This is a genomic window from Streptomyces sp. NPDC047525 (assembly GCF_040643025.1).
Taxonomy (GTDB): Bacteria; Actinomycetota; Actinomycetes; order Streptomycetales; family Streptomycetaceae; genus Streptomyces; species Streptomyces durmitorensis.
Genome location: NZ_JBEYTL010000001.1, coordinates 488,032 through 508,597 on the forward strand (window position 1 = coordinate 488,032; position 20,566 = coordinate 508,597).

13 protein-coding genes and 2 pseudogenes are annotated in these 20,566 nt (G+C 70.1%); 2 read left to right on the forward strand and 13 right to left on the reverse strand.

The window, feature by feature from the left end; translation table 11 throughout:
• Positions 1 to 3 precede the first annotated feature (3 nt).
• From ABZ833_RS02380 to ABZ833_RS02400, 5 genes are all read right to left on the reverse strand, one after another.
• Positions 4 to 1,035 carry a Dyp-type peroxidase gene (locus ABZ833_RS02380; RefSeq protein WP_361039911.1) on the reverse strand — a complete coding sequence of 344 codons (1,032 nt, stop codon included), beginning with the start codon at positions 1,033 to 1,035 and terminating at the stop codon, positions 4 to 6.
• Positions 1,036 to 1,105: 70 nt separating this feature from the next.
• Positions 1,106 to 3,418 carry an FdhF/YdeP family oxidoreductase gene (locus tag ABZ833_RS02385; protein ID WP_361039913.1) on the reverse strand — a complete coding sequence of 771 codons (2,313 nt, stop codon included), beginning with the start codon at positions 3,416 to 3,418 and terminating at the stop codon, positions 1,106 to 1,108.
• Positions 3,419 to 3,548: 130 nt separating this feature from the next.
• Complete coding sequence (locus tag ABZ833_RS02390) at positions 3,549 to 5,213, reverse strand: amidohydrolase (RefSeq protein WP_361039916.1); 1,665 nt, start codon at positions 5,211 to 5,213, stop codon at positions 3,549 to 3,551.
• Positions 5,214 to 5,226: 13 nt separating this feature from the next.
• Entirely contained in the window at positions 5,227 to 6,537 is a 1,311-nt protein-coding gene (locus tag ABZ833_RS02395) for an amidohydrolase (protein ID WP_361039919.1), read from the reverse strand.
• Positions 6,534 to 7,793: an MFS transporter gene (locus ABZ833_RS02400; RefSeq protein WP_361039922.1), complete on the reverse strand. Its 1,260-nt coding sequence runs from the start codon at positions 7,791 to 7,793 to the stop codon at positions 6,534 to 6,536. Before ABZ833_RS02400 ends, ABZ833_RS02395 begins: the two co-directional genes overlap by 4 nt.
• Positions 7,794 to 7,879: 86 nt before the next feature.
• Between ABZ833_RS02400 and ABZ833_RS02405 the strand changes: the two genes are divergently transcribed.
• Positions 7,880 to 8,938: an AsnC family transcriptional regulator gene (locus ABZ833_RS02405; RefSeq protein WP_361039924.1), complete on the forward strand. Its 1,059-nt coding sequence runs from the start codon at positions 7,880 to 7,882 to the stop codon at positions 8,936 to 8,938.
• Positions 8,939 to 8,944: 6 nt separating this feature from the next.
• Here the strand turns inward: ABZ833_RS02405 and ABZ833_RS02410 are convergent, their stop codons facing one another.
• The 5 genes from ABZ833_RS02410 to ABZ833_RS02430 all read right to left on the reverse strand — a co-directional run bounded on the left by ABZ833_RS02410 (position 8,945) and on the right by ABZ833_RS02430 (position 12,663).
• On the reverse strand, positions 8,945 to 9,376 hold the full coding sequence (locus ABZ833_RS02410) for an ATP-binding protein (RefSeq protein ID WP_361039927.1): 432 nt from the start codon (positions 9,374 to 9,376) through the stop codon (positions 8,945 to 8,947).
• A complete protein-coding gene (locus ABZ833_RS02415) occupies positions 9,376 to 10,254 on the reverse strand; it encodes an MEDS domain-containing protein (protein ID WP_361039929.1) in 879 nt (292 codons plus the stop codon). The genes ABZ833_RS02410 and ABZ833_RS02415 overlap by 1 nt, the downstream gene beginning before the upstream one ends.
• Before the next feature lie 178 nt (positions 10,255 to 10,432).
• Positions 10,433 to 10,993, reverse strand: a complete 561-nt coding sequence (locus ABZ833_RS02420; protein ID WP_361039932.1) for a TetR/AcrR family transcriptional regulator — start codon at positions 10,991 to 10,993, stop codon at positions 10,433 to 10,435.
• 37 nt (positions 10,994 to 11,030) lie between these two features.
• Complete coding sequence (locus tag ABZ833_RS02425; protein WP_361039935.1) at positions 11,031 to 12,443, reverse strand: amidase; 1,413 nt, start codon at positions 12,441 to 12,443, stop codon at positions 11,031 to 11,033.
• Positions 12,430 to 12,663, reverse strand: a complete 234-nt coding sequence (locus ABZ833_RS02430) for a hypothetical protein (RefSeq protein ID WP_361039938.1) — start codon at positions 12,661 to 12,663, stop codon at positions 12,430 to 12,432. Before ABZ833_RS02430 ends, ABZ833_RS02425 begins: the two co-directional genes overlap by 14 nt.
• A 187-nt stretch (positions 12,664 to 12,850) precedes the next feature.
• On the opposite strand from ABZ833_RS02430, the gene ABZ833_RS02435 reads away from it, so the two are divergent.
• Positions 12,851 to 13,801: an MBL fold metallo-hydrolase gene (locus tag ABZ833_RS02435; RefSeq protein ID WP_361039941.1), complete on the forward strand. Its 951-nt coding sequence runs from the start codon at positions 12,851 to 12,853 to the stop codon at positions 13,799 to 13,801.
• Here the strand turns inward: ABZ833_RS02435 and ABZ833_RS02440 are convergent.
• The 3 genes and pseudogenes from ABZ833_RS02440 to ABZ833_RS02450 form a co-directional block, all read right to left on the reverse strand.
• Positions 13,794 to 15,716: pseudogene (locus ABZ833_RS02440) on the reverse strand (alpha-amylase family glycosyl hydrolase); the annotation flags it as partial. The gene ABZ833_RS02435 and the pseudogene ABZ833_RS02440 overlap by 8 nt on opposite strands.
• A 220-nt stretch (positions 15,717 to 15,936) precedes the next feature.
• Entirely contained in the window at positions 15,937 to 18,642 is a 2,706-nt protein-coding gene (gene pulA, locus ABZ833_RS02445) for a pullulanase-type alpha-1,6-glucosidase (RefSeq protein ID WP_361039944.1), read from the reverse strand.
• Positions 18,643 to 18,839: 197 nt separating this feature from the next.
• Positions 18,840 to 20,237, reverse strand: a pseudogene (locus ABZ833_RS02450) (alpha-amylase family protein); the annotation flags it as partial.
• Positions 20,238 to 20,566: the final 329 nt, after the last annotated feature.

Consider the following 20,566-nt stretch of genomic DNA (forward strand, 5'->3'; position numbering starts at 1 on the left):
CGCTCAGGCTCCTTTCAGACTGCCGATGCCCAGGGAGGCGTCGGAGGCGGCGTCGGCCACGGGGGCGGTGTCGGCATCGGCTTCCGCATCGACTGCCGCATCGGCGGGCGCGAAGTCGGGGAGGTCGCCGAGCAGGTCGGCGTCGGGCACGAAGAACAGGCCTCCGGTCACGGCCGTGGAGAAGTCGAGGATGCGGTCCGTCCGGCCCGGAGGGTCACCGAGGAACATGTTGCGCAGCATCTGCTCCGTCACCGCGGCCGTGCGCGCGTAGCCGATGAAGTACGTGCCGAACTCGCCGCGGCCGATCTGCCCGAACGGCATGTTCTCTCGCACGATCTTCCGCTCGACCCCGTCGTCGTCGACGATCGTGTTGAGCGTGACGTGCGAGTCGTCCGGCTTGATGTCGTCCGGCAGCTCCACGTTCTCCTGCTTGGTGCGTCCGATGACGTGTTCCTGCTCCTCGACGGTGAGCGCCTGCCAGGCCGTCATGTCGTGCACGTACTTCTGCACGATCACGTAGCTGCCGCCCCGGAAACGCGGATCCTCGTCGCCGACGAACACGGCGTCGGCCGCCGCTCCTCCCCCGGGGTTCTCGCTGCCGTCGACGAACCCGAGCAGGTCACGCTCGTCGAAGTACTTGAAGCCGTGCACCTCGTCGACGACGGTCACGGCGGGGCCCAGCCGCTCCACGATGAGCCGGGCCAGCTCGAAGCAGAGGTCCATGCGTCTGGCGCGCAGGTGGAACAGGAGGTCGCCCGGGGTGGCCGGCGCCTGGTGGCGCGGGCCTCGTAGCGGCTCGAAGGGGTGCAGTTCGCGGGGTCGCGGCCCCGCCACGAGCAGGTCCCACCCCCGGGAGCCGATGCCCGCGACGCAGGTCAGGCCGTCGTCGGGGCAGCGGAACGCCACCGATCGGGTCAGCCCCGCCAGATCGGCGAGGGCATCACGTACGGCGGCCTCACCGCCGGGGGCCACGGTGGCCACCAGGAACACGGCGGCCCTGGCAGGCGGTGTGACCACGGGCTGCGGGGTGACCATGAAGCTCCAGAGGGACCAAAGGATCAAAACGGACAGGGTCAGCGTATGCGCGCCCGTCTGGACGCGCAGTTCACCGGGCGGCGGTGATCGTGACCTTGACGTGCTTCATGATCGGCTGGTCGCTCTGGGTGCTGTAGTCGCCGAGCGCGCACAGCACGTTCATCTCGGGCATGTAGCCGGCCGCGCAGCCCCGTGGGATGTCGTACGGGATGGCCAGGTAGCCGTTGAGGTGGCGCCTGCTGCCGTCCTTGGCGGTGCTGGTGATGTCGACGGGGGCCGATTCGGTGATACCGCGCTCGCGCATGTCGTCCCGGTTCATGAAGACGAGCGTGCGCAGGTTCTTGATGCCTCGGTAGCGGTCGTTGTCGGAGTAGATGGTGGTGTTCCACTGGTCGTGCGACCGCATGGTGCCCAGGGCCAGCGTGCCGGGGGCGGGGACGACGTCGGGCAGGGCGGCGACGGAGAACTCGGCTCGCCCGGACGGCGTACGGAAGACCAGCTCACGGGCGGGCTGCTTGATGCGGAAGCCGAGGGGAAGGCGCACACGGCGGTTGAAGTCCTCGAAGCCGTCGAGGGCCTGGGCCATGGTGTCGCGGATGCGGTCGTAGTCCTCGATGTACCACTCCCAGGGGGTGGCGCTGTCGGGCAGGGCCGCTCGGGCCATGCCCGCGACGATCGCCGGCTCGGAGAGCAGGTGCGGTGAGGCGGGGCGCTTCATGCCGACGGACAGGTGCACCATGCTCATCGAGTCCTCGACGGATGTGCTCTGGACGCCCGTGCGCTGATGATCCTTCTCGGTGCGGCCCAGGCACGGCAGGATGAGGGCCTTGCGGCCGTGGACGAGATGGCTGCGGTTCAGCTTGGTGCTGACCTGGACGGTGAGGTCGCAGGTGCGCAGCGCCTCGTAGGTGTACGGGGTGTCGGGCGCCGCCAGGGCGAAGTTGCCGCCCATGCCGACGAACACCTTCACCTCGCCCCGGTGCATGGCCTTGATGGTGGCGACGGTGTCCAGGCCGTGCTCGCGGGGCGGCTCGATGTCGCAGACCTCGGCAAGGCGGCTCAGGAACTCTTCACTTGGGCGGTGGTCGATGCCGCAGGTGCGGTTGCCCTGGACGTTGCTGTGCCCGCGCACCGGGGACGGACCTGCTCCTTCCCGTCCCAGGTTTCCGCGCAGGAGCAGGAGGTTGACGATCTCCCGGGCCGTGTCGACGCCGTGCTCGTGCTGGGTGACGCCAAGACACCAGCTGACGATGCTGCGGTCGGCGTCGCGGTACACGCGGGCCGCCTTGAGGACGTCGGCGCGGCCGACCCCGGACTGGTTCTCGATCTCCTCCCAGGGCGTGGCCTCGCACAGGGCGCGGTACTCGTCGAAGCCGGTGGTGTGCCGGTCGATGAACTCGCGGTCGAGCGCCTTCGGGTCGGTCGGTGACTGTTCCAGGACCGCCTTCGCCATGCCGCGCAGGAGTGCCATGTCGCCGCCGATGCGCGGCTGAAGGTTCAGGGTGCTGGTCCGTGTCGCCTTGTTGAGCGCCATGTCCGTGAAGTCGTGCGGGACGATGGTGCGGGTGGCGGCGGCCTCGACCAGCGGGTTGATGTGCACGATCTGCGCGCCGCGGTCGTACGCGTCGGCCAGGGCCGTGAGCATCCGGGGCGCGTTGGAGGCCGCGTTGACGCCCAGGATGAACAGTGCGTCGGTGGCTTCCCAGTCCTTGAGGTCGACGGTCCCCTTGCCGGTGCCCAGCGACGCCGTGAGCGCTCGGCCGCTGGCCTCGTGGCACATGTTCGAGCAGTCGGGAAGGTTGTTCGTGCCCAGTTCACGGGCCATCAGCTGGTAGAGGAAGGTGGCCTCGTTGCCGAGGCGGCCCGAGGTGTAGAACGCGGCCTGGTCGGGGTCGTCGAGGCCGCGCAGTGCACGGCCGACGACATCGAACGCGTCCTTCCAGCCGATGGGCACGTAGTGGTCCGTGTCAGGGTCGTAGACCATCGGTTCCGTCAACCGGCCCTGGTTCTCCAGGTCGTAGTCGCTCCAGCCGTACAGCTCGGTCACCGAGTGCGCGGCGAAGAACTCACGGCCGACCCGCTTGCGGGTCATCTCCCAGGTGACGTGCTTGATCCCGTTCTCGCAGATGTCGAGGTGCAGCCCCTTGGTGTCGTCCGGCCAGGCGCAGCCCGGGCAGTCGAAACCGCCGTCCTCGTGGTTCATCCGCTTGATCGCCCGTGGCCCGTCCACCAACGCGCCCTCGCGCACGAGGAATTGGGTGACGCTCTTGGCGGCGCCCCAGCCGGCGGCCGGATGGTGGTAGGGACGAAACTCCGGATCGCCGGTGGGGACGGGGCCCACACCGGGCTCCAGCCGCTTCTGCTTCTCGTCGGACGCGCTCAAGACTGCCAACCTTCCGCCCTGCGGACATGCGCCCATAACGGCACTTTCCGCCCAGGCTAGGCCTGCCGGGCGGCCCTCGCCACGGCTGACCCGCGGCACTGCGCCGAACCCCTCGTGAGGTTCCGCGCCGTCACGCCGTCCATGTGGGGCGGCCGCCGAGGTAGGTGGCCGTGACAGCGACCTCCTCCTCGAAGCGTTCGGCGGGTACGGAGTACGGGTCGGTGCTCAGTACCGCCAGGTCGGCGCGCATGCCGGGGCGGAGCATTCCGATCTCGTCCTCCAGGTGCAGCTGCCAGGCGGGGTTCGCGGTGACCGCGCGCAGTGCCTCGTCGATGGTCAGGCGTTGCGCGGTGCCGTGGATCCGCCCGCTGGCCGGGGTGCGGCGGGTGAGGGCGGTGGCGACGGAGGCCAGCGGGTCGGTGGGGGAACAGACGCCGTCGTTGTGCAGGGAGACACGGTGGCCCGCGTCCCATGCCGCGCGCACGGACATCCACCGCTCGGCGACCTCCGCGCCGAACAGGTCGTCCGCCAGGACGTCACCCCACCAGCGGATGTGGTCCATGAAGAGGCTGACCGTGGCCCCCATGGCGGCGGCTCGACGGTACTGCTCCGCGGTGACCGCGCCACAGTGCTCCATGCGCGGGCGCATCGCCCGCAACCGCTCCGGGTCCCCGGCACCTGCCTCGGCGTACGCGTCGAGTACGGCATCGAAGGTGATGTCGCCGTGCACGTGGCAGGCCATGGGGTAGCCCTGAGCGGTGAACGCCGAGGCCAGTTCGGCGAGTTGCCCGGGGCTGTAGTTCATGGGCCCGTGGGCGCAGTGGTTCATGCCGATGCGGCGCGTGGCCTCGTTGTCCTTGAAGGGAAAGCTGGTGGCGATGCTGCCCTGCCACGCGGTGCCGTCGGCCCACAGCTTCATCCCGGAGATGCCGAACAGCTCGGTGGCCGGGGCGTGTCCGGGAAAGCGGCGTTCGGTGTCGGCGGCCAGTTCCGGGGTGCCGATGAGGTACGAGCGGACACGCAGGACCGCGCCGGGGCGCTCGGCGGCGGCCCGCAGCGCGGGAAGCAGGCTCGGCTCGGTCGCCAGGTCGGCTGCCGTGGTGATCCCGACCCTCGCATGCTCGGCGTACGCCCAGTCAAGCGCGGCGGCGAGCTCGGAGGGCCGCATCCTGTCTCCGGCGACGACCCACATGAACGCCTCGACGGCGGCGCCCTCCTGGGCCTCGCCGGTGGGTTCGCCGTCGGCGTCGCGCACGAAGCGGGCCCCTGCCGGGTCGGGGGTATCGCGGGTGATCCGGGCGGCACGCAGGGCGGCCGTGTTGGCGTAGGCGGCGTGGCCGCTGGCGGTGAACACCACAAGCGGTGCGTCCGGACAGAGTTCGTCGAGCAACGCCAGGGTGGGCAGCGGCAGGTCGCGCTGGAGCAGCAGATCAATGCCGTACACGGCGACGGGTTCGCCCGGCGCCGCCGCCACGGCCTCGCGGATACGGGCGTACACGGCCGCGCCGTCCGGCACGGTGAAGGGGCGCACGTCCACCGCGGGCGGGGCGATGGCCAGGGCCATGACCGACGGGTGGCCATGGGCCTCGACGAATCCTGGCAGCACTGCCCGGCCGCCGAGGTCCACGACGTGGGTGCCGGGGCCGCGCAGGGACAGGACGTCGTCCTCGGCGCCCACGGCGGTGATCAGGCCCGCGCGGACCGCGAGGGCCTGGGCCCGGGGGCGGTCGGGGTCCATCGTGAGGACCGGGCCGCCGGTGAAGATCAGTTCAGGGGCTTCCTGCATGGCCTGCATGGTTGTCTCCTCTTCAGCCGGCGGCGGGTTCGGGCGTCAGGGCGGCTTCGGTGCCGGCTGTCAGCCACTGTGCGGCGGCCGCGAGCAGCGAGGTCACGCCGACCTCGATGGTGGGATCGGGGACGGGTGCGAACAGCGGCGAGTGGTTGCCGGGTATCTCCGGCGGAATGCCGTTCTCCAGCAGGGCGTCGAGGGTCACTCCCTCGTACGCCACCGGGTCGGCGCCGCCGAAGTACCAGAAGACCGAGGGCACTTGGAGCGCGGTGCCGAACGTGCCGAAGTCCTCGCTGCCGGTCAGCGTCTGGGGCAGGGTGAAGACCCGCCCCTCCCCCAGGGCGCGGGTGAGACCCGCCTGTACGGTCGCCGTGGCCTGGGGGTCGTTGACGGTCACGGGGAACGCGTTGAAGTCCGTGATCTCAGGCTCCTTGGGAGCGCCGGACGCGGCTGCCTCCGCGCGGATGATCCGGCGCACGGCGGCCAGGACCAGGTCCCGCACCGCCGGGGTCGTACTGCGGACGTTGATCCGGAGATCGGCGGTGTCCGGGATGATGTTCTCCTTGGTGCCGCTGTGGATCGACCCCACGGTCACCACCGCGGTCTGTCCCGCCCCCACCTCGCGCGAGACCACCGTCTGCAGCCGCATCACGATCGCGGCGGCCATGACGACGGGATCCACCGTCGTCTCGGGTGTGGAGCCGTGGCCGCCCCGCCCGCACAGGCGCACCCGCAGGCTGTCGGATGCGGCCATCACCGGTCCCGGCCTGGTGCCGATGAAACCGACGGGGGCGGGTGCCACATGCTGCCCGAGGCACACCTCGGCGCGCGGAAAGCGTTCCAGGAAGCCGTCGGCGATCATGGCCGGTGCCCCGCCGACCTCCTCGGCGGGCTGGAACACGGCGACGACCGTGCCCCGCCAGGCGTTTCGGTTGGCGGCGAGCAGCGCGGAGGCGCCGAGCAGACAGGTGACATGCATGTCGTGACCGCAGGCATGCATCACGGGAACCTCGCTGCCCTCGCCGTCCACGGCGGTCGCGGTGGAGGCGTACGAAAGTCCCGTCTCCTCCTTCACGGGCAGTGCGTCCATGTCGGCACGGAGCAGCACCACCGGACCCTCGCCCGCCGAGAGCACTCCGACGACGCCCGTTCCTCCGACGCCCTCGGTCACCGTCCAGCCATGCTCCCGCAAGTGGGCGGCGACGACTCCGGCCGTGCGCACCTCCTGGAAGGAGAGCTCCGGGTGGGCGTGCAGGTCCTCGTACAGGGCGCGCAGGGCGGGGAGCCGGGCGTCGAGGCCGGACAGCAGCGAACTGAGCACGGGAGTCATGAGGTCTCCATGGCGAAGGGCGGGCGGTGGACTGACGAGGCTTCGAAGGAAGCGGTGTCCTGTGGCGTCACGACGGCCATGACGGCGGCGACGGCCGCGCCGAACACCAGGAAGGCGAAGGCGACTTCGAAGGAGAAGGCGTCGGCGAGCACACCCATCACGGGCGGGGCGACCATGCCGGCCACCTGCCCGCCGAAGACGATCATCGCCGACGCCACACCGACATGCTCGGGAGCCAGACTCCGCAGCGGCACGGCGAAGATCGGCATGTAGCAGAGCGAGGCGGCGAACGTGGCGAGCGTGCCGAAGACGACGAATCCGACGAGGGTGGGCGAGAACGCCATGAGCAGCAGCGCGGCGGCCGCCACCGCCATCGCGGGCACGATCACCTTCCGGTGGTGGCCTTCGAGCCGGTCCGCCAGGCGACCGCCGATGACGGTGGCGACGGCCGCGGCGAGCGCGGGGACGGCGACGAGTGCGCCGGCCGAGGTCAGGGAGATGCCGCGCTCCTCGCTCAAGTAGGAGGGCACCCAGGTGCTGAGCCCCCAGACGATGACGCTGTAGCCGAAGAGCATCAGGGCGAAACGCCACAGCACACCATTGCGGAGCAGTGCGCGGCTCGCGCCACGGCCGGAGGGCGACAAGCCCTCCGTACGCTCAAGGGGAGCAGGCAGCCGCATCCGTATCGCGGTGTGGACGAAGATGCCGAGCGCCGCGGTCGAGAAGAAGGCCGAACGCCAGCCGAACGCTCCGATCAGCGGCGCGACGAGGAGCGGCGTCACCACGGCGGCGAGCGCGTTCGAGCTCATGATCAGCCCGTTGGCACCCATCCGCTCCTCGGACGTGGTCCGCTCCACGAGGACCTTCATCGAGGCGGGCGGGAAGATCCCTTCGGCCGCCCCGAAGACCAGACGCAGCACGAGGAGCGCGGCGAAGGACCAGGCCAGGCCGGTCAGCGCCGTGAACAGCGACCAGGCGAGCAGGGCCCAGCAGGTGACCCGCTTGGCGCCGAACCGGTCGGCGAGCAGTCCGCCGGGGATCTGGCAGGCCGCGTACGAGAGGAAGAAGGCCGAGACGACCAGGCCCTGTTGGCCGCGGTCGAGGTCGAACTCCGCGCCGATGGACGGCAGGACGAGGTTGATCACGAGCCGGTCGGCGTAGTCGACGAGCCAGGCGGCGAACAGCAGCGCCACCGTGGTTCTGACGGTGCGGTTCATGGCCTTGGGGCGCGATGCCGCCGGGGGCGGAGCAGGCACGACGCTCCTCTCTGCAAGGGGCCGATACTGGCCGTCGGCCGGGAAGTGCCCTTACGATCCGACCTCCGCACAAGTGAGGACCGAAATTGCAGGAAAGCCTCTCTGCCGCACCCGACGCACCGGATTCCCGCGCCCGCTTCTCCGAGCTCGACCTCGCACTCGTCGACGCGCTCCAGGCGGCGCCGCGCGCGCCGTGGACCCGCATCGGCGCGGCGCTCGGTGTGGACGCGACCACCGCCGCCCGCCGCTGGGAGCGTCTGCACGCGAGCCGGCTCGCGTGGATCACCGCGTACGACGCGGCGAAATCGGCCACGGTCGCCTATGTCGAGGTGCGCTGCCGGCCGCGGCGTGTGGAGTCGGTGAGCGCCGCGCTCTCCGAACTGCCGTGGGTGTTCAGCGTCGACGAGACGGCCGGCGACTTCGATCTCTTCGCGTCGGTCGCCGCCACCGATCTGCCCACCCTGGGCCGTGCGGTCCACCGCACGATCGGCGGTCTGCGGGGCGTGCGCTCGACCCGCACCCGGCTCGGGATCACCCAGTACGGGGAAGGCAGCGACTGGCGCATCCGAGCCCTGGAACCGGCGGGCCGCGCCACGCTCTCGGCGCCGCACGGCGCCCTGCGGCAGACCGCCTACAGCACGGACATGCACGACCGCCCGTCCCCCGAGGACCAGGCGCTGATGACCGCTCTGGGCGGCGACGGGCGGCTCGGCTACACCGAGCTCGGCGAGGCGACGGGGATGAGCGAGCACACCGCGAGGCGCCGGGTCCGGCGTCTGATCCACCAGGGCGACGTCACCTTCCGCTGCGACATCGCCCACCCCCTGGCCGGGCTGCCCGCCATGGTGATCTACCGGGCGGTCGTGCCGCTCGCCCACCTCGAACCCACCGGCAACGCTCTGTCCCGCATGGAGCAGGTCCGGATGTGCGTGTCCGTCAGCGGGCCGCACAACCTCCTCGTCATGGTGTGGCTGCACGGCCTGAACTCCATCAGCCCCTTCGAGGCCGTGCTGGCGGACCGCTTCCCCTTCCTGGAGGTCAAGGACCGCACGGTGGCCCTCCACTCGGCCAAGCGCATGGGCTGGCTCCTTGACGCGGAGGGCCGTGCCACGCTGCGGGTCCCGCTGGCCCTGCAACGGCCCTGATCTCGATCAGCCGTGGGCCTTGGGCAGTTCCACCGTCAGGGTCACCATGCTCCCGCCGGGGCCAGCGGAAATGGTGAGCTCGTCGGTGAGCAGGCCGGCCAGCCACAGTCCCCGCCCGCCCAGCCGGCCGTCGAGTCCGGGAGCCAGCTCAGGAATGACGTCGGCACTGAAGCCGGGGCCCATGTCGTGGATGTGGCAGGCAAGATGGCCGTTGCTGCGCTGGAGAACCAGCCTGCCGCCACCGCCCGCGTGCTCGACCGCGTTGACCGCCACGGCGTCCAGAGCCACGATGAACTCGCTGCGCCGCGGCTCGGTCAGGCCTTGGTGGCCTGCGTACTGTTCGACGAGCATCCGCAGCCGGGGCAGGTCGTCCTGGGTGAAGCGCGATTCCAGCAGGGTGACGGGCGGGACCTCGCGGGGACCTGGCGTGGGTGTCATCAGCGGTCCACCTCACTGATCACCATGTTCGGCACCTGGTCGGCACCTGCTCGGCGCAGTATGCGGGCCTGTGTCGGTGGACAGTGGACCCGGACCGGTCCGTGCGGGTGCTCCAGGACGAGGCGCAGCAGATCCACCGCACAGGCGACGCCGAGGAAGACGAGGCCGGACAGGTCCACGGTCAGCGGCCGGGAGTTCTCGCTGTGCCTGAGGCCTTCGCGCACGGCGCCGATGAACTCCTCCCGGGTGGCGATGTCCGCCTCACCGACCAACTGCACCAACCCCTCCGCCTGTTCCACGTGCAGCGCACCCAGGCGGGGCAGCAGTCGGCAGGGGTGTGCCTCGTGCATGGCCTCCAGGACACCCGGGTCGAACCAGCGGCTGTCGTAGGCGCAGATCTCGGTGTAGGGGCGGTCGGTGAACAGATGCTGGGCGTGGGACTCACGGTGCATCATCACCTCGACATCGGCGCCGAGAGCCCCCACCCAGTGCATGTCGATGTAGGTGCGCAGCCCGCTGTAGCCCTCGGCCAGGGCCCGGTCGGTCTCCTCCGTGATGCGCTCCCACTGCCGGTCGGGCGTGAACGCGTCCTGAGGGTGGATGAGGGCGCGCATGCTGCTGAGTACCAGCTGCCCCTGTTCGCGGGCGGCTCCCAACAGGGCCCCCGGCGCGTCGAGCCGGTCCCACACCTGTTCCTCGTGCAGGTGCGGAGCGGCGAAGACCATCACCTTCTCGCGCTTCACGAGCCCGGACCAGGCGAAAGCGGACACCACGTCGCGGCCCGCATCGTCGTCGGCGTAACTGACGAAAGCATGGTCACCCGCCCGCAGGTGCTGGACCGGGATCGTACCGAGCGACGCCGAGCCGGCATCCGCCATCTCTCACCTCCGGGACCCACAGGGCCCGACGGGAACAAGTGCGGACCACACGCTAGCGGTCCGTACCGCACGGCCACGCATCCCCGCGGAAGGCGACAGGTAGCTGACACCACGGACTCTCATCGCGACCGCAAGTGCGTGAAGTTGATCCGTTCCGGGCTGATTCTGTTCGCAGGATTTAGGCCTTCGAGAGCGTGCGCTCCACGAGTGCGCGCGCGTAGGCGGCGTCCAGTTGGCTGGGGCGGAAGAGAATGCGGTACATCATCGGTGCCACGATCTGGTCGATCACCTGCTCGGTGTCCGGGACGGCCTCGCCCCGGTCCGACGCACGGGACAGGACGATCTCGATCTGGTCCGCGGCGAAGTCGGAGCACTGGCCCGCGTTGTTCCCGTCCGGGTCGCCGAGGAGCGCGTCCCTGATGTACGCGCGCCCCGGTGGGGATGCCATCTCGTCGAGGAACTGCTCCGCCCAGGCGCCGAGGTCCGCATGCAGGGTCCCGAGGTCGGCCGGCGGCCCGTCAGGGCGCAGGTGTTCCACCGCGACGTCGGACAAGAGCTCCTGCAAGTCACCCCACCGGCGGTAGACGGTCGACGGTGTCACCCCCGCGCGGGCGGCGACGAGCGGAACGGTCAGCGCCTCGCGCCCCACCTCGGCCTGCAGCTGACGGACCGCCGTGTGGACCGACTCCTGGACTCGGGCGCTGCGCCCTCCGGGCCTGACCATGGGCTTGGGACTCATGGCTCCACTTTATCTCCCTAATGCAAAATCGTTGCTTCTAAGCGCCGCCCCCGCCACTCCAGCCACTGCCGATGACCGTTTCCTTTCGCGTGGCCACCTCATAGGCATGCCCGGCCCGCAGCACGGTCGCCTCACCGCGGGGGCGGCCCATCAGCTGCATGCCGATCGGCATGCCCGCGTGGTCCTGCCCGACGGGCAGGGTCAGCGCCGGTACGCCCGTGATGTTGGCCGGGGCGGAGAGGCGGACGTAGCTGTCGGAGACGGCCTCGACCGTGCCGTCCGCCCACTCCACGCTGTCCTGACCGGACTTGACCGCCGTCATCGGCACCGCCGGCGCCGCGATCACGTCGACGTGGCCGAGCATCCGCGCCCAGGCCTCGCGCATCAGCGCCCTCGCGCGCTGGGCCCGGAGATAGTCGCCGGCGGTCACGAGCTCGCCCGCCTCCAGCAGGACGCGGACGTCCGGCGCGTAGAGATCGGGAGTCGAGCGGAGGGTCCCCTCGTGGTACGAGGTCGCCTCGGGGACCATCAGCCCCCACTGGATGGCCTGGAAGTAGCGCGCCATGGGGATCTCGACCTCGACGAGTTCGGCTCCCAGGTCCTGGAGCTGCCCGATGGCCCGCCGCACGCTCTCCTCGACCTCGGGGCTGATCCGCTCGAAGTAGTGGTTGCGCGGCACTCCCACCCGCAGCCCCGACAGGTCACCCGCCCCCGGGGAGTCCCGGCCGCCGGTCACGGCGGCGTGTCCGGCGGGGTCGTACCGGCCTTGTCCCACCAGCGCGTCGAGGACGAGCGCGGCGTCCCGCACCGTGCGGGTCAGGGGGCCGACGTGGTCCAGGGACCAGGACAGGGACGTCACGCCGTGGCGGGAGATCAGGTCGTACGTCGGCTTGAGGCCGACCACGCCGTTGAGCGCCGCGGGGACGCGGATCGAGCCGCCGGTGTCGGTCCCCAGCGCGAAGGTGGCCTCTCCCGCCGCGACGGCGACGGCCGAGCCCCCGCTCGACCCGCCCGCGACACGGCTGTCATCCCAGGCGTTGTGCGTCTGAGGGGTGGTGAGCCCGTACGCGAACTCGTGGGTGTGGGTCTTGCCGAGCAGCACCGCTCCGGCCTCGGACAGGCGCGCCGCGACGGTGCTGTCGCCCTCGGCGACGTGGTCCGCCCTGACGCGGGAACTCGCCGTGGTGGGCATGCCCTTGACGTCGATCAGGTCCTTCAGGCCCATGGGTATTCCGTGCAGCGGGCCGCGCGAGCGGCCCCGGGCGATCTCGCGCTCGGCATCGGCCGCCGCTCGCCGGGCGGCGTCCGCGGCGACGGTGACGTAGGCCTGGAGGCGGTCTTCCACCGCGGCGATGCGCTCCAGCACGGAATCGGTCAGCTCGACCGGGGACAGCTCCCCCGCGGCCACCGCGCGGGCGGCATCGGCCAGCGACAGCTCAAACGGCTGCATCTGCATCCTCCATCCCTGCCGTACGTACGTCCTCCAGCTCGGCCGAGTAGGACATCGCGGGCGGCGTCTCCCCGAAGTCCAGTTCGCGCAGCCTGGCGATGACGGAATGGATGTGCTGGGCGGTCGATGCCACCACCTCGTGACGGTCCTCTGCCAGCGGCAGGCCCGCCCGGAGCGCCCCTCGGGCGGCCTCCTGCGGGGTGAGTTCGGCGGTGTCCATGCGGGCCCTCTCGACTCGGTTCGGCGCGTCGCGCGGCGCCGGCCGGAGGCCCACCACAGCGCGATGACACTCAAACGCGAATTGTTTGCTTTAACGCGACGATAGGCCCTACGCTGACTTAACGCAAACACGTTGCTTTTAGCCACAGGGCCGCGTCACGCTCACGCACCGGACAGAGGAACACCGCATGCACGCCACCGCGCACCACGCCGCCACCCGCCCCGTCTCCCCGACCTGGACCGTGGGAGACATCACCGTCCACCGCGTCGACGAGGTACCCCTGCCCCCGCAGACGGGCCCCTGGCTGCTGCCCGGAGCCACCCCCGAGGTCGTCGCCCAAGCCCCTTGGCTTCAGCCGGACTTCGCGGACGAACAGCGCGTCCTGCGGCTCGCGAGCCACAGTTTCGCGGTCGACGTCGACGGACTGCGCGTGCTCGTCGACACCGGAATCGGCAATGGCAAGCAGCGGGCCAACCCCGCGTGGTCCAACCTGAACAGCGACTACCTGGAGCGGCTGACCCAAGCGGGGTTCGCGCCCGATTCGGTGGATCTCGTCGTCCTGACCCACCTGCACACCGACCACGTCGGCTGGAACACCCGGGCGGACAGGGACAGTTGGGTGCCCACCTTCCCCAACGCCCGCTACCTCACGACCCGCACCGAATGGGACCACTGGGCCGCCGCCGACATGGACGAGGCCCGGCGCCAGATGTTCCGGGACTCCGTGCACCCCATCAAGGACGCGGGCCTGCTCGACCTCGTCGACGTACCTCGCGACGGATCCGCCATCGACATCGACATCGCCCCGGGTGTCCGCCTGCGCCCCACCCCGGGCCACACACCGGGCCAGGTGGCGGTGGAGCTGAGCAGCCAGGGCGAGCGCGCACTCATCACCGGTGACTGCATCCACCATCCCGTCCAGCTGGCCGACCCCGGCCTGGGAAGCTGCGTGGACACAGACCCCGCGGCGGCGGCAAGGACCCGCCGGGAGCTCCTCAGCTCACTCTCCGGCACCGGCACGCTGCTGCTCGGCAGCCACTTCCCGCCGCCGACCGCCGGCCACGTGGTTCCTGAGGGGGCCGCCTACCGGCTCGTCCCCGCCGCCAACAACCCCGAGAGGGAGACCTCCGCTACTTGAGGTACGGGCCGTCCGCTCCCACCTTGCCCGGTGCCGGATTGCCCGGCAGGTCGAGGACGTAGGCGCGCAGGTTGCCCTTGCCGGGGGACGCGACGGAGAGTCTGCCGTCGGTCACGGTCTTCTTGTCGCCGGTGACGGCGTCGGTGTAGGTGCCGTTGGGGATGCCGGTGTAGCTCGCGTCGCCGGAGACGGTGACGAGGGCGAAGCTGTCGACCGAGCCCGAGGTGTAGCGGCGCTTGTATGCCATCTGGCCGGTGATGCCCTCGGTCGAGTACTGGCCCGACTGGAGCGCGGGCACGGCCCTGCGGATCTGGTTGAGGCGTTGCACGTGCTTGACCAGGGGCTGGTCCAGGGTGGTCGCGACCTTGCCGCTCGCGCTCTCCACCGTGCCGAAGTCCGAGGCCGTGACCGTGCCTTCGAGGTGGTCTCCGTAGTAGGCGCGGCCCGTGCCGGCCAGCGGGCACTTGGGGCCGCAGTCGATCTGTTTGCCCTTCTGGAACTCGATCTCCGAGCCGTAGTAGAGGGTTGGGATGCCGCGGAAGGTCCACATCAGGGCCATGTTCTCGGCCCAGGCGTCGGTGCCGCCCGCGTAACGGGTGGAGGACTTGTTCGGGCCGTAGTCGTGGCTGTCGACGTACACGGCGTTGTACGTCGCGTCGTTGACGGAGTCGTCGGAGTCCTTGCCGTTGTTGTACGCGTTCGGGGCGTCGCCGAAGTTCATGTGCATCCGCATGTCGATGATGTTCATCCCGGAGAACTTCGTGCGGTCGGGGGCGTGGTAGCTGTTCCCCTCCAGGAACGCGTTGGTGCTCGTCGGCTGGTTGCCCGTGCCCTGCGCCTGTTCGTAGGCGTACATCTCCAAGGACGCCGCCGCGTCGTCGGCGCTGTACTCCTTGCGCTCCTTCCACGTGTAGAACTGCGCGGAGTGGTTGACCGAGCCGCGGTTCCACTTGTCGTTGACGAAGGCCGCGACCTCGCCGAAGACGTAGAAGTCGTCGGCCTTGTCAGCGCCGTACTTCGCCACCAGCTTGTCGTGCAGCGCGGGCAGGAAGCGGCGGTTCCAGGTGGTGCGCGGGATGTGCACGGCGGTGTCGATGCGGAAGCCGTCGACGCCCATGTCGATGTACTTGTCGTAGGCGTCGATCAGGTACTGCTGCACCTCGGAGTTCTCGGTGTTGAAGTCCGCCAGGTCGTCGTGGAGCCAGCAGCTGCGCGAGTCCTCGCCCTCCCAGTTGCCGATCCAGCACTGGTGGTACTTGGACGCGGGGAACATGCCTGATGTGGGGCTCGGCCACTGGCAGTTGTAGATCTTCCGGCCGTCCGAACCGGTGCCCGACTGCTTGCCCCAGTCCTTGCAGGTGTTGCCCGCGGGCTCGGCGGTGGACCAGCGGTCGCCGTTGTAGGGGTTGCCCTGGGCGTCCTCCTGGAGCGGGTCGTACTCCTTGCCGTCGACCTTGTCGTCGTAGTAGTCGCCCCACTCCTCGTCCTGGACGCCGAACGCGGTCGGGGTGAACAGGCCCTTGGCTCCCCAGCGCGAGCTGTGGTTGTAGACGACGTCCTGGTAGATCTTCATGCCCTTGGCGTGCGCCCGGTCGATGAGCTGCTGGTAGGAGACACCGTCCGACTCCAGGCGCGGGTCGATCGTGTAGAAGTCGTACCCGTGATAGCCGTGGTAGTCGTAGTCCGACCGGTTCATCACCACCGGGGTGATCCAGATCGCGGAGAAGCCGAGGCCCTTGATGTAGTCCAGCTTCTCGGCGAGGCCCTTGAAGTCGCCGCGGGTCATGGGGTCGTCGTTGGCCGCGTTACCGGACGACGTGTGCTGGTTGCCGCCCCGATTGTTGGACGCGTCGCCGTCGTTGAAGCGCGCGGTCATCGCGAAGTAGATCGCGTCCTTGCGCGGGTCCCCGCCCAGCATGCTCGCGGGCTCCGCGACGGCGGCCGCGGCCTTGCCCTGGGCGGCGCTCCCGGCCCCTGGCAACAGGGTCAGGAGCAGGCCGCCCAGGACGGCGGCCACGAGCAGGCGTGATGTGTGGTGCGACATGCGGCCTCCTGTACGTAGTGGGGTACGTGGGAGGGCCGACGCGCCATCAGCCCGGATCGGTTGTTTCGCGGGGCCCGGTCAGGCCCCTGGTTCAGCCTCGCTCGAAGACGGCGACGCTCCGTGCGGGGACGCTGAAGGTGCCTGAACTCCTTTCGTAAGAGGCCGACTTGACCACCGGGTCGGCGCCCTTCGCCTGGACGGGGTGCAGCGAGTACGCGCTGTCCTTGAGATCCGCGACGCGCTGCTCCTGCGCGTCCGGGGTCGCGTTGAAGACGACCACGAGGTTCCCGAGCTCCATGGTGATGACGCCGGGAGTCTCGGCGGACGTACCCGAGAGCGGGTACGAGAGCCGGGACTGCACCTGGCCTGCCGTGGCCAGGGAGAACGCGGGCTCGGTCGCGCGCAGTTTCACCAGGTCCTGGTAGGCGGCCGACGTTCCGTTGATCTCCGCGCAGCCAGGGGTCAGGGACGCGGACGTCAACAAGGGCTTGCCGTAAGGCCACTTGTCCTTGTTGTCGGCGGCCGGGGGCAGGCCGCGGCCGAAGCCGTTGCCGTCCCGGCAGTTCCAGTGCAGGGCGTTGAACCAGTCGCCGCTGTCGTAGGAGTTGCGGTCCAGGGACTTGGAGCGCAGCAGGTCGCTGCCGGCCTGGGACAGGGACGGGCCCTGGGCCAGGGTGGAGGTCGCCATCGCGAGCACCTGCATGCGGGAGCGCTCGGCGGCCGTGGTGTCCGCGGGCAGCTTGAAGGCCAGGGCGTCGTACAGCGATTCGTTGTCATGGGCGTCGGAGTAGGAGAGGGCGTCGCCGGGGGCGGCCGCGTAGCCGGCGGGGGCGCCGTTGTAGTCGACCTCGGAGCCCTTGACCCGCTTTCCCGCGGAGTCGGTGAAGGTGTACGCGGCGAGGTTGCCGGTCAGGGCCACCTTCAGGAGGTCCTGGTAGTGCAGGAGCCGGGCCTTCTGTTCGGCCGGGGTGCCGTTCGCCTTCGACGCGTTGGGGTCGGTGAACAGGCCGCTGGCGAAGCCCTGGACGCCGGGGTCCTCGTCGAAGGGGCCGCCGCCGCGCACCGCGTCGCGACCGCGGTCGGAGAAGGTGGCGATGCCCGTGCCCGCCATGTTCTTCTGGGTGGCCTGGACGAAGCGGGCGTCGTCGGCGATCTCGCCGAAGTTCCAGCCCTCGCCGTACAGGACGATGTTCTTCCCGTCGACGCCGTCCTTCTTGAGGGTCAGCGCGTCCAGGGCCTTGCGGACGGCCAGGATGTTGGCCTTGGGGTGGTGTCCCATCAGGTCGAAGCGGAAGCCGTCGACCTTGTACTCCTTGGCCCAGGTGACAAGGGAGTCGACCACGAGTCTGCCCATCATGGCGTTCTCGGGGGCGGTGTTGGCGCAGCAGGTGGAGGTGGCCACCGTGCCGTCGGCCATGAGCCGCTGGTAGTAGCCGGGCACGATCTTGTCCAGGACGGACTTGTCGGCCTGGCCGCTCGCGACGGTGTGGTTGTAGACGACGTCCATCACGGTGCGCAGACCGGAGCCGTTGAGGCCCTGCACCATCTGCCGGAACTCGACCGTGCGGTGGGTTCCGGACGGGTCGCTCGCGTAGCTGCCCTCGGGCACGGTGTAGTGCAGGGGGTCGTAGCCCCAGTTGTAGGCGTCCTTGGCCGCGGTCTTGGTGACGCAGGCCTGCTGTGCGTCGGAGTCCGGGGCGGGCGCCGTCAGGTCGCAGTCGGGCGTGGCCTGGTCGGCGGCGCGCTCGGGGATGGTGCCGATGTCGAAGGCAGGCAGCAGGTGGACGTAGGAGGTCCCCGCCCTGGCCAGCTTGCGCAGGTGCTTCATCCCGTCGGACGCCGTGTCGGTGAAGGCGAGGTACTGGCCGGGGTGGCGCGCCGTGCGGTCCTCGACGGAGAAGTCGCGGATGTGCAGTTCCTGGATCTGCGCGTCGCGCAGCGGCGTCGCCGTCGGCTTCCTCAGCTGTTCCCAGCCCTTGGGGGCGAGCTTCGGGTCGTCGAGGTCGACGGCGATGCTGCGCCGCGAGTCGGCGGTGAGCGCCGTGGAGTAGGGGTCGGTGACCTTGTTGGTGACGACCTTCTGGACGCTGGGCGCCCACACCTTCACGACGTAACGGTACTGCTTGCCCGTCCAGCTCCTGGCTCCGGCGACGGACCACACGCCGCTGGTGTCGTCGCGCCGCATCGCCACGCGCTTGCCGTCGATTTCGAGGCTGACCGACTGGGCGGTGGGAGCCCACAGGGCCAGGGTGGGGCGGCCGTCACGGAACTGCGGGCCGAGGGCGGCCTTGGTGGCGGTCGCGCTGTAGAGGTCGTCGAGGACGCCCTGTGTCTGGACACCCGTGGCGGTGAGCAGGGTGCCGTCGGCGCTGCTGCGGGTGGCGACGAGCTGGCCGGTGAGGGCGTGGCGGACGCGCTCCCGGTCGCGTGGGTCGACGGTGAAGGCCGCGTAGCCCTTCAGGTGCGGGTACTTCTTGCGCTGGGCGTCGGTCAGGCCGCCCTCGGTCGGGGCGAGGCGGATCCGCCGTCCCTCGCCGACGAGTGCGCCGTCCTTGACGGTCAGCTGTCCGTCGTGGGCGTACACCAGCTCCTGGGTGGCGGAGTCGCCTTGGACGTCCCAGGCGACGGTGTTGCGGTCGACCCACTGCGCCCGGGACGTGGACAGGTCCAGGTCGGCGGGCGCGTCGGCGGCGGCCGCTGCTCGGGGCGCCGCGGCGACCGAGGGTGTCATGGGCGCGACCGCGGCGAGCAGGGCGAGGGCCGTGGTCACGAGGGTGCGGCGGGGGGAGCCGGTCAAGGGGAGCTTCTCCTTGTGAAGTGCGGGGCACGGGATGCAGAAAGTGAGCGCGCCGGGGGGCAAGAATCAGCCCCTCCGACGTTTGAGGAGCGGGGTCCGGAGCGGAGCCCCGAGTCGGTGTGGGCCGCCCGGCGGCGGGGAAGCGAATGCCGGGCGGCCCGTGCAGCAGGGCGGTCAGCCGCGTCGCATGGCGCTCAGCAGCTCTTGGCCCCGGTGTGCAGGGCAAGCGCGGTGTTCGGCGCCACGGTGGCCGTGAACTGGCCGGAGCCGTTGACGGTGATGCTCCTGCCGCTCTGTACGTCGCAGTAGCTGCCCGCGGCGAGGGACGTCTGGAAGGTCCGGTCGACCGAGGAGCCCTCGTGGTTGACGACCACGTACGCCTTGTCGCCGCGGCCGAACGCGATGGCGTTGTTGCCGTTGTCCCACCAGTCGGTCATGCCTGTTCCGCGTGCGGTGTTGCGGAACTTGACCATGCTCCTGATCTCGGGCCAGGCGTGCTGGCACTTCCAGCCGTCGCTGTAGCAGGCTTTCACCTGGCCGCCGTTCGGCGATCCCGCGTCGTTGCTGCTGAACTCGTAGCCGGAGTGCACGTCCGGGGAGCCGTAGGGCAGGGCCAGCATGAAGACATGCGCGAGGGTGTAGTTCGCGCCGTCCTTGTAGCTGAGGGTCTGGCCGTGCCGCTCGGTGTCGTGGTTGGCGACGAAGACGGCGGCCGATCCGCTCGGCATGTAGCCCCAGCCCTCACCGAAGTTCTTCAGGTAGGCGAGCTTCTCGTTGTTGAACACGCGCTTGAGGTCCCAGCCGTAGCGGAACTCCTGGGCGTCGCCGGTGGCGGTGTACTCGCTCGGGGAGACCGCCTCGCCAGCGCCGTAGATCGTCTCCTGCTTGAAGTAGACGCCAGGGTTGCTCAGCCGCGACTTGATGTTCTTCAGGTCGTCCACGGGGATGTGCTTGGCCGCGTCGACCCGGAAGCCGTCGACGCCCAGGGACAGCAGGTCGTTCAGGTAGGCCGCGACGCGTCCGCGGACGTACTCCTCACCGGTGTCGAGGTCGGCGAGTCCGCCCAGCTCACAGTTCTGGACGTTCCCGCGGTCCTGGTAATTGCTGATCTGCGACCGGCAGTTGTCCATGTCGGCGCCCGAGTACGTGCCCGGGTAGTCGTACTTGGTGAAGGCGGAGCCCGACGAGCCGGTGCCGGAGGCGTTCGTCATGTGGTTGATCACCGCGTCGGCGACGACCTTCACCCCGGCCGCGTGGCAGGTGTCAACCATGTTCTTGAACGCGTTCCGGTCGCCGAGCCGGGTGCCGATCTTGTAGCTGACGGGCTGGTAGGCGGCCCACCACGCCTCGCCCTGGATACGTTCCTGCGGCGGGGAGACCTGTACGTAGCCGTAGCCGTCGGGGCCGAGCTGCTGTGTGCACGCCTTGGCCACCGAGTCGAATTTCCACTCGAAGAGCACGGCGGTGACGTCCTTGCCGCCGGGCGGGGCGGCCTGCGCCTGCGGGGCTCCGGCGACGATGCCGCCCGCGGCACCCGCCACCAGGGCGAGGGCCGCGGCGACGGATCTGCGGACTCTGGTCTTTCGGCCGGCCATGAGGGCCTCCTGCATGAGTGAGGTGTGACTGCATGAGTGAGGTGTGACCTTGTCCGGCAACGCGCCGTGCCCGTCAGGCCGTTGAAGGATGTTGCAGAAACATTTCAACGCCGTTTTCGGTCGAGACCGTACGACCCCCGGGAACCTCGGTCAACCCTCCGCGCACACTCTCGCGGCAGATGCTGAGCCCCTGGAATGCCAGGCGTCGCAAAACCTTCCGCAAGACCTTGCGACGGTGTTACCTTCAACCACGACTCCGGTCCGGACGGCCGGGGGACCCGGCCAACGGGCCCCACGCGCCCGGCCGTTCGGACCGGTCATGGAACGGG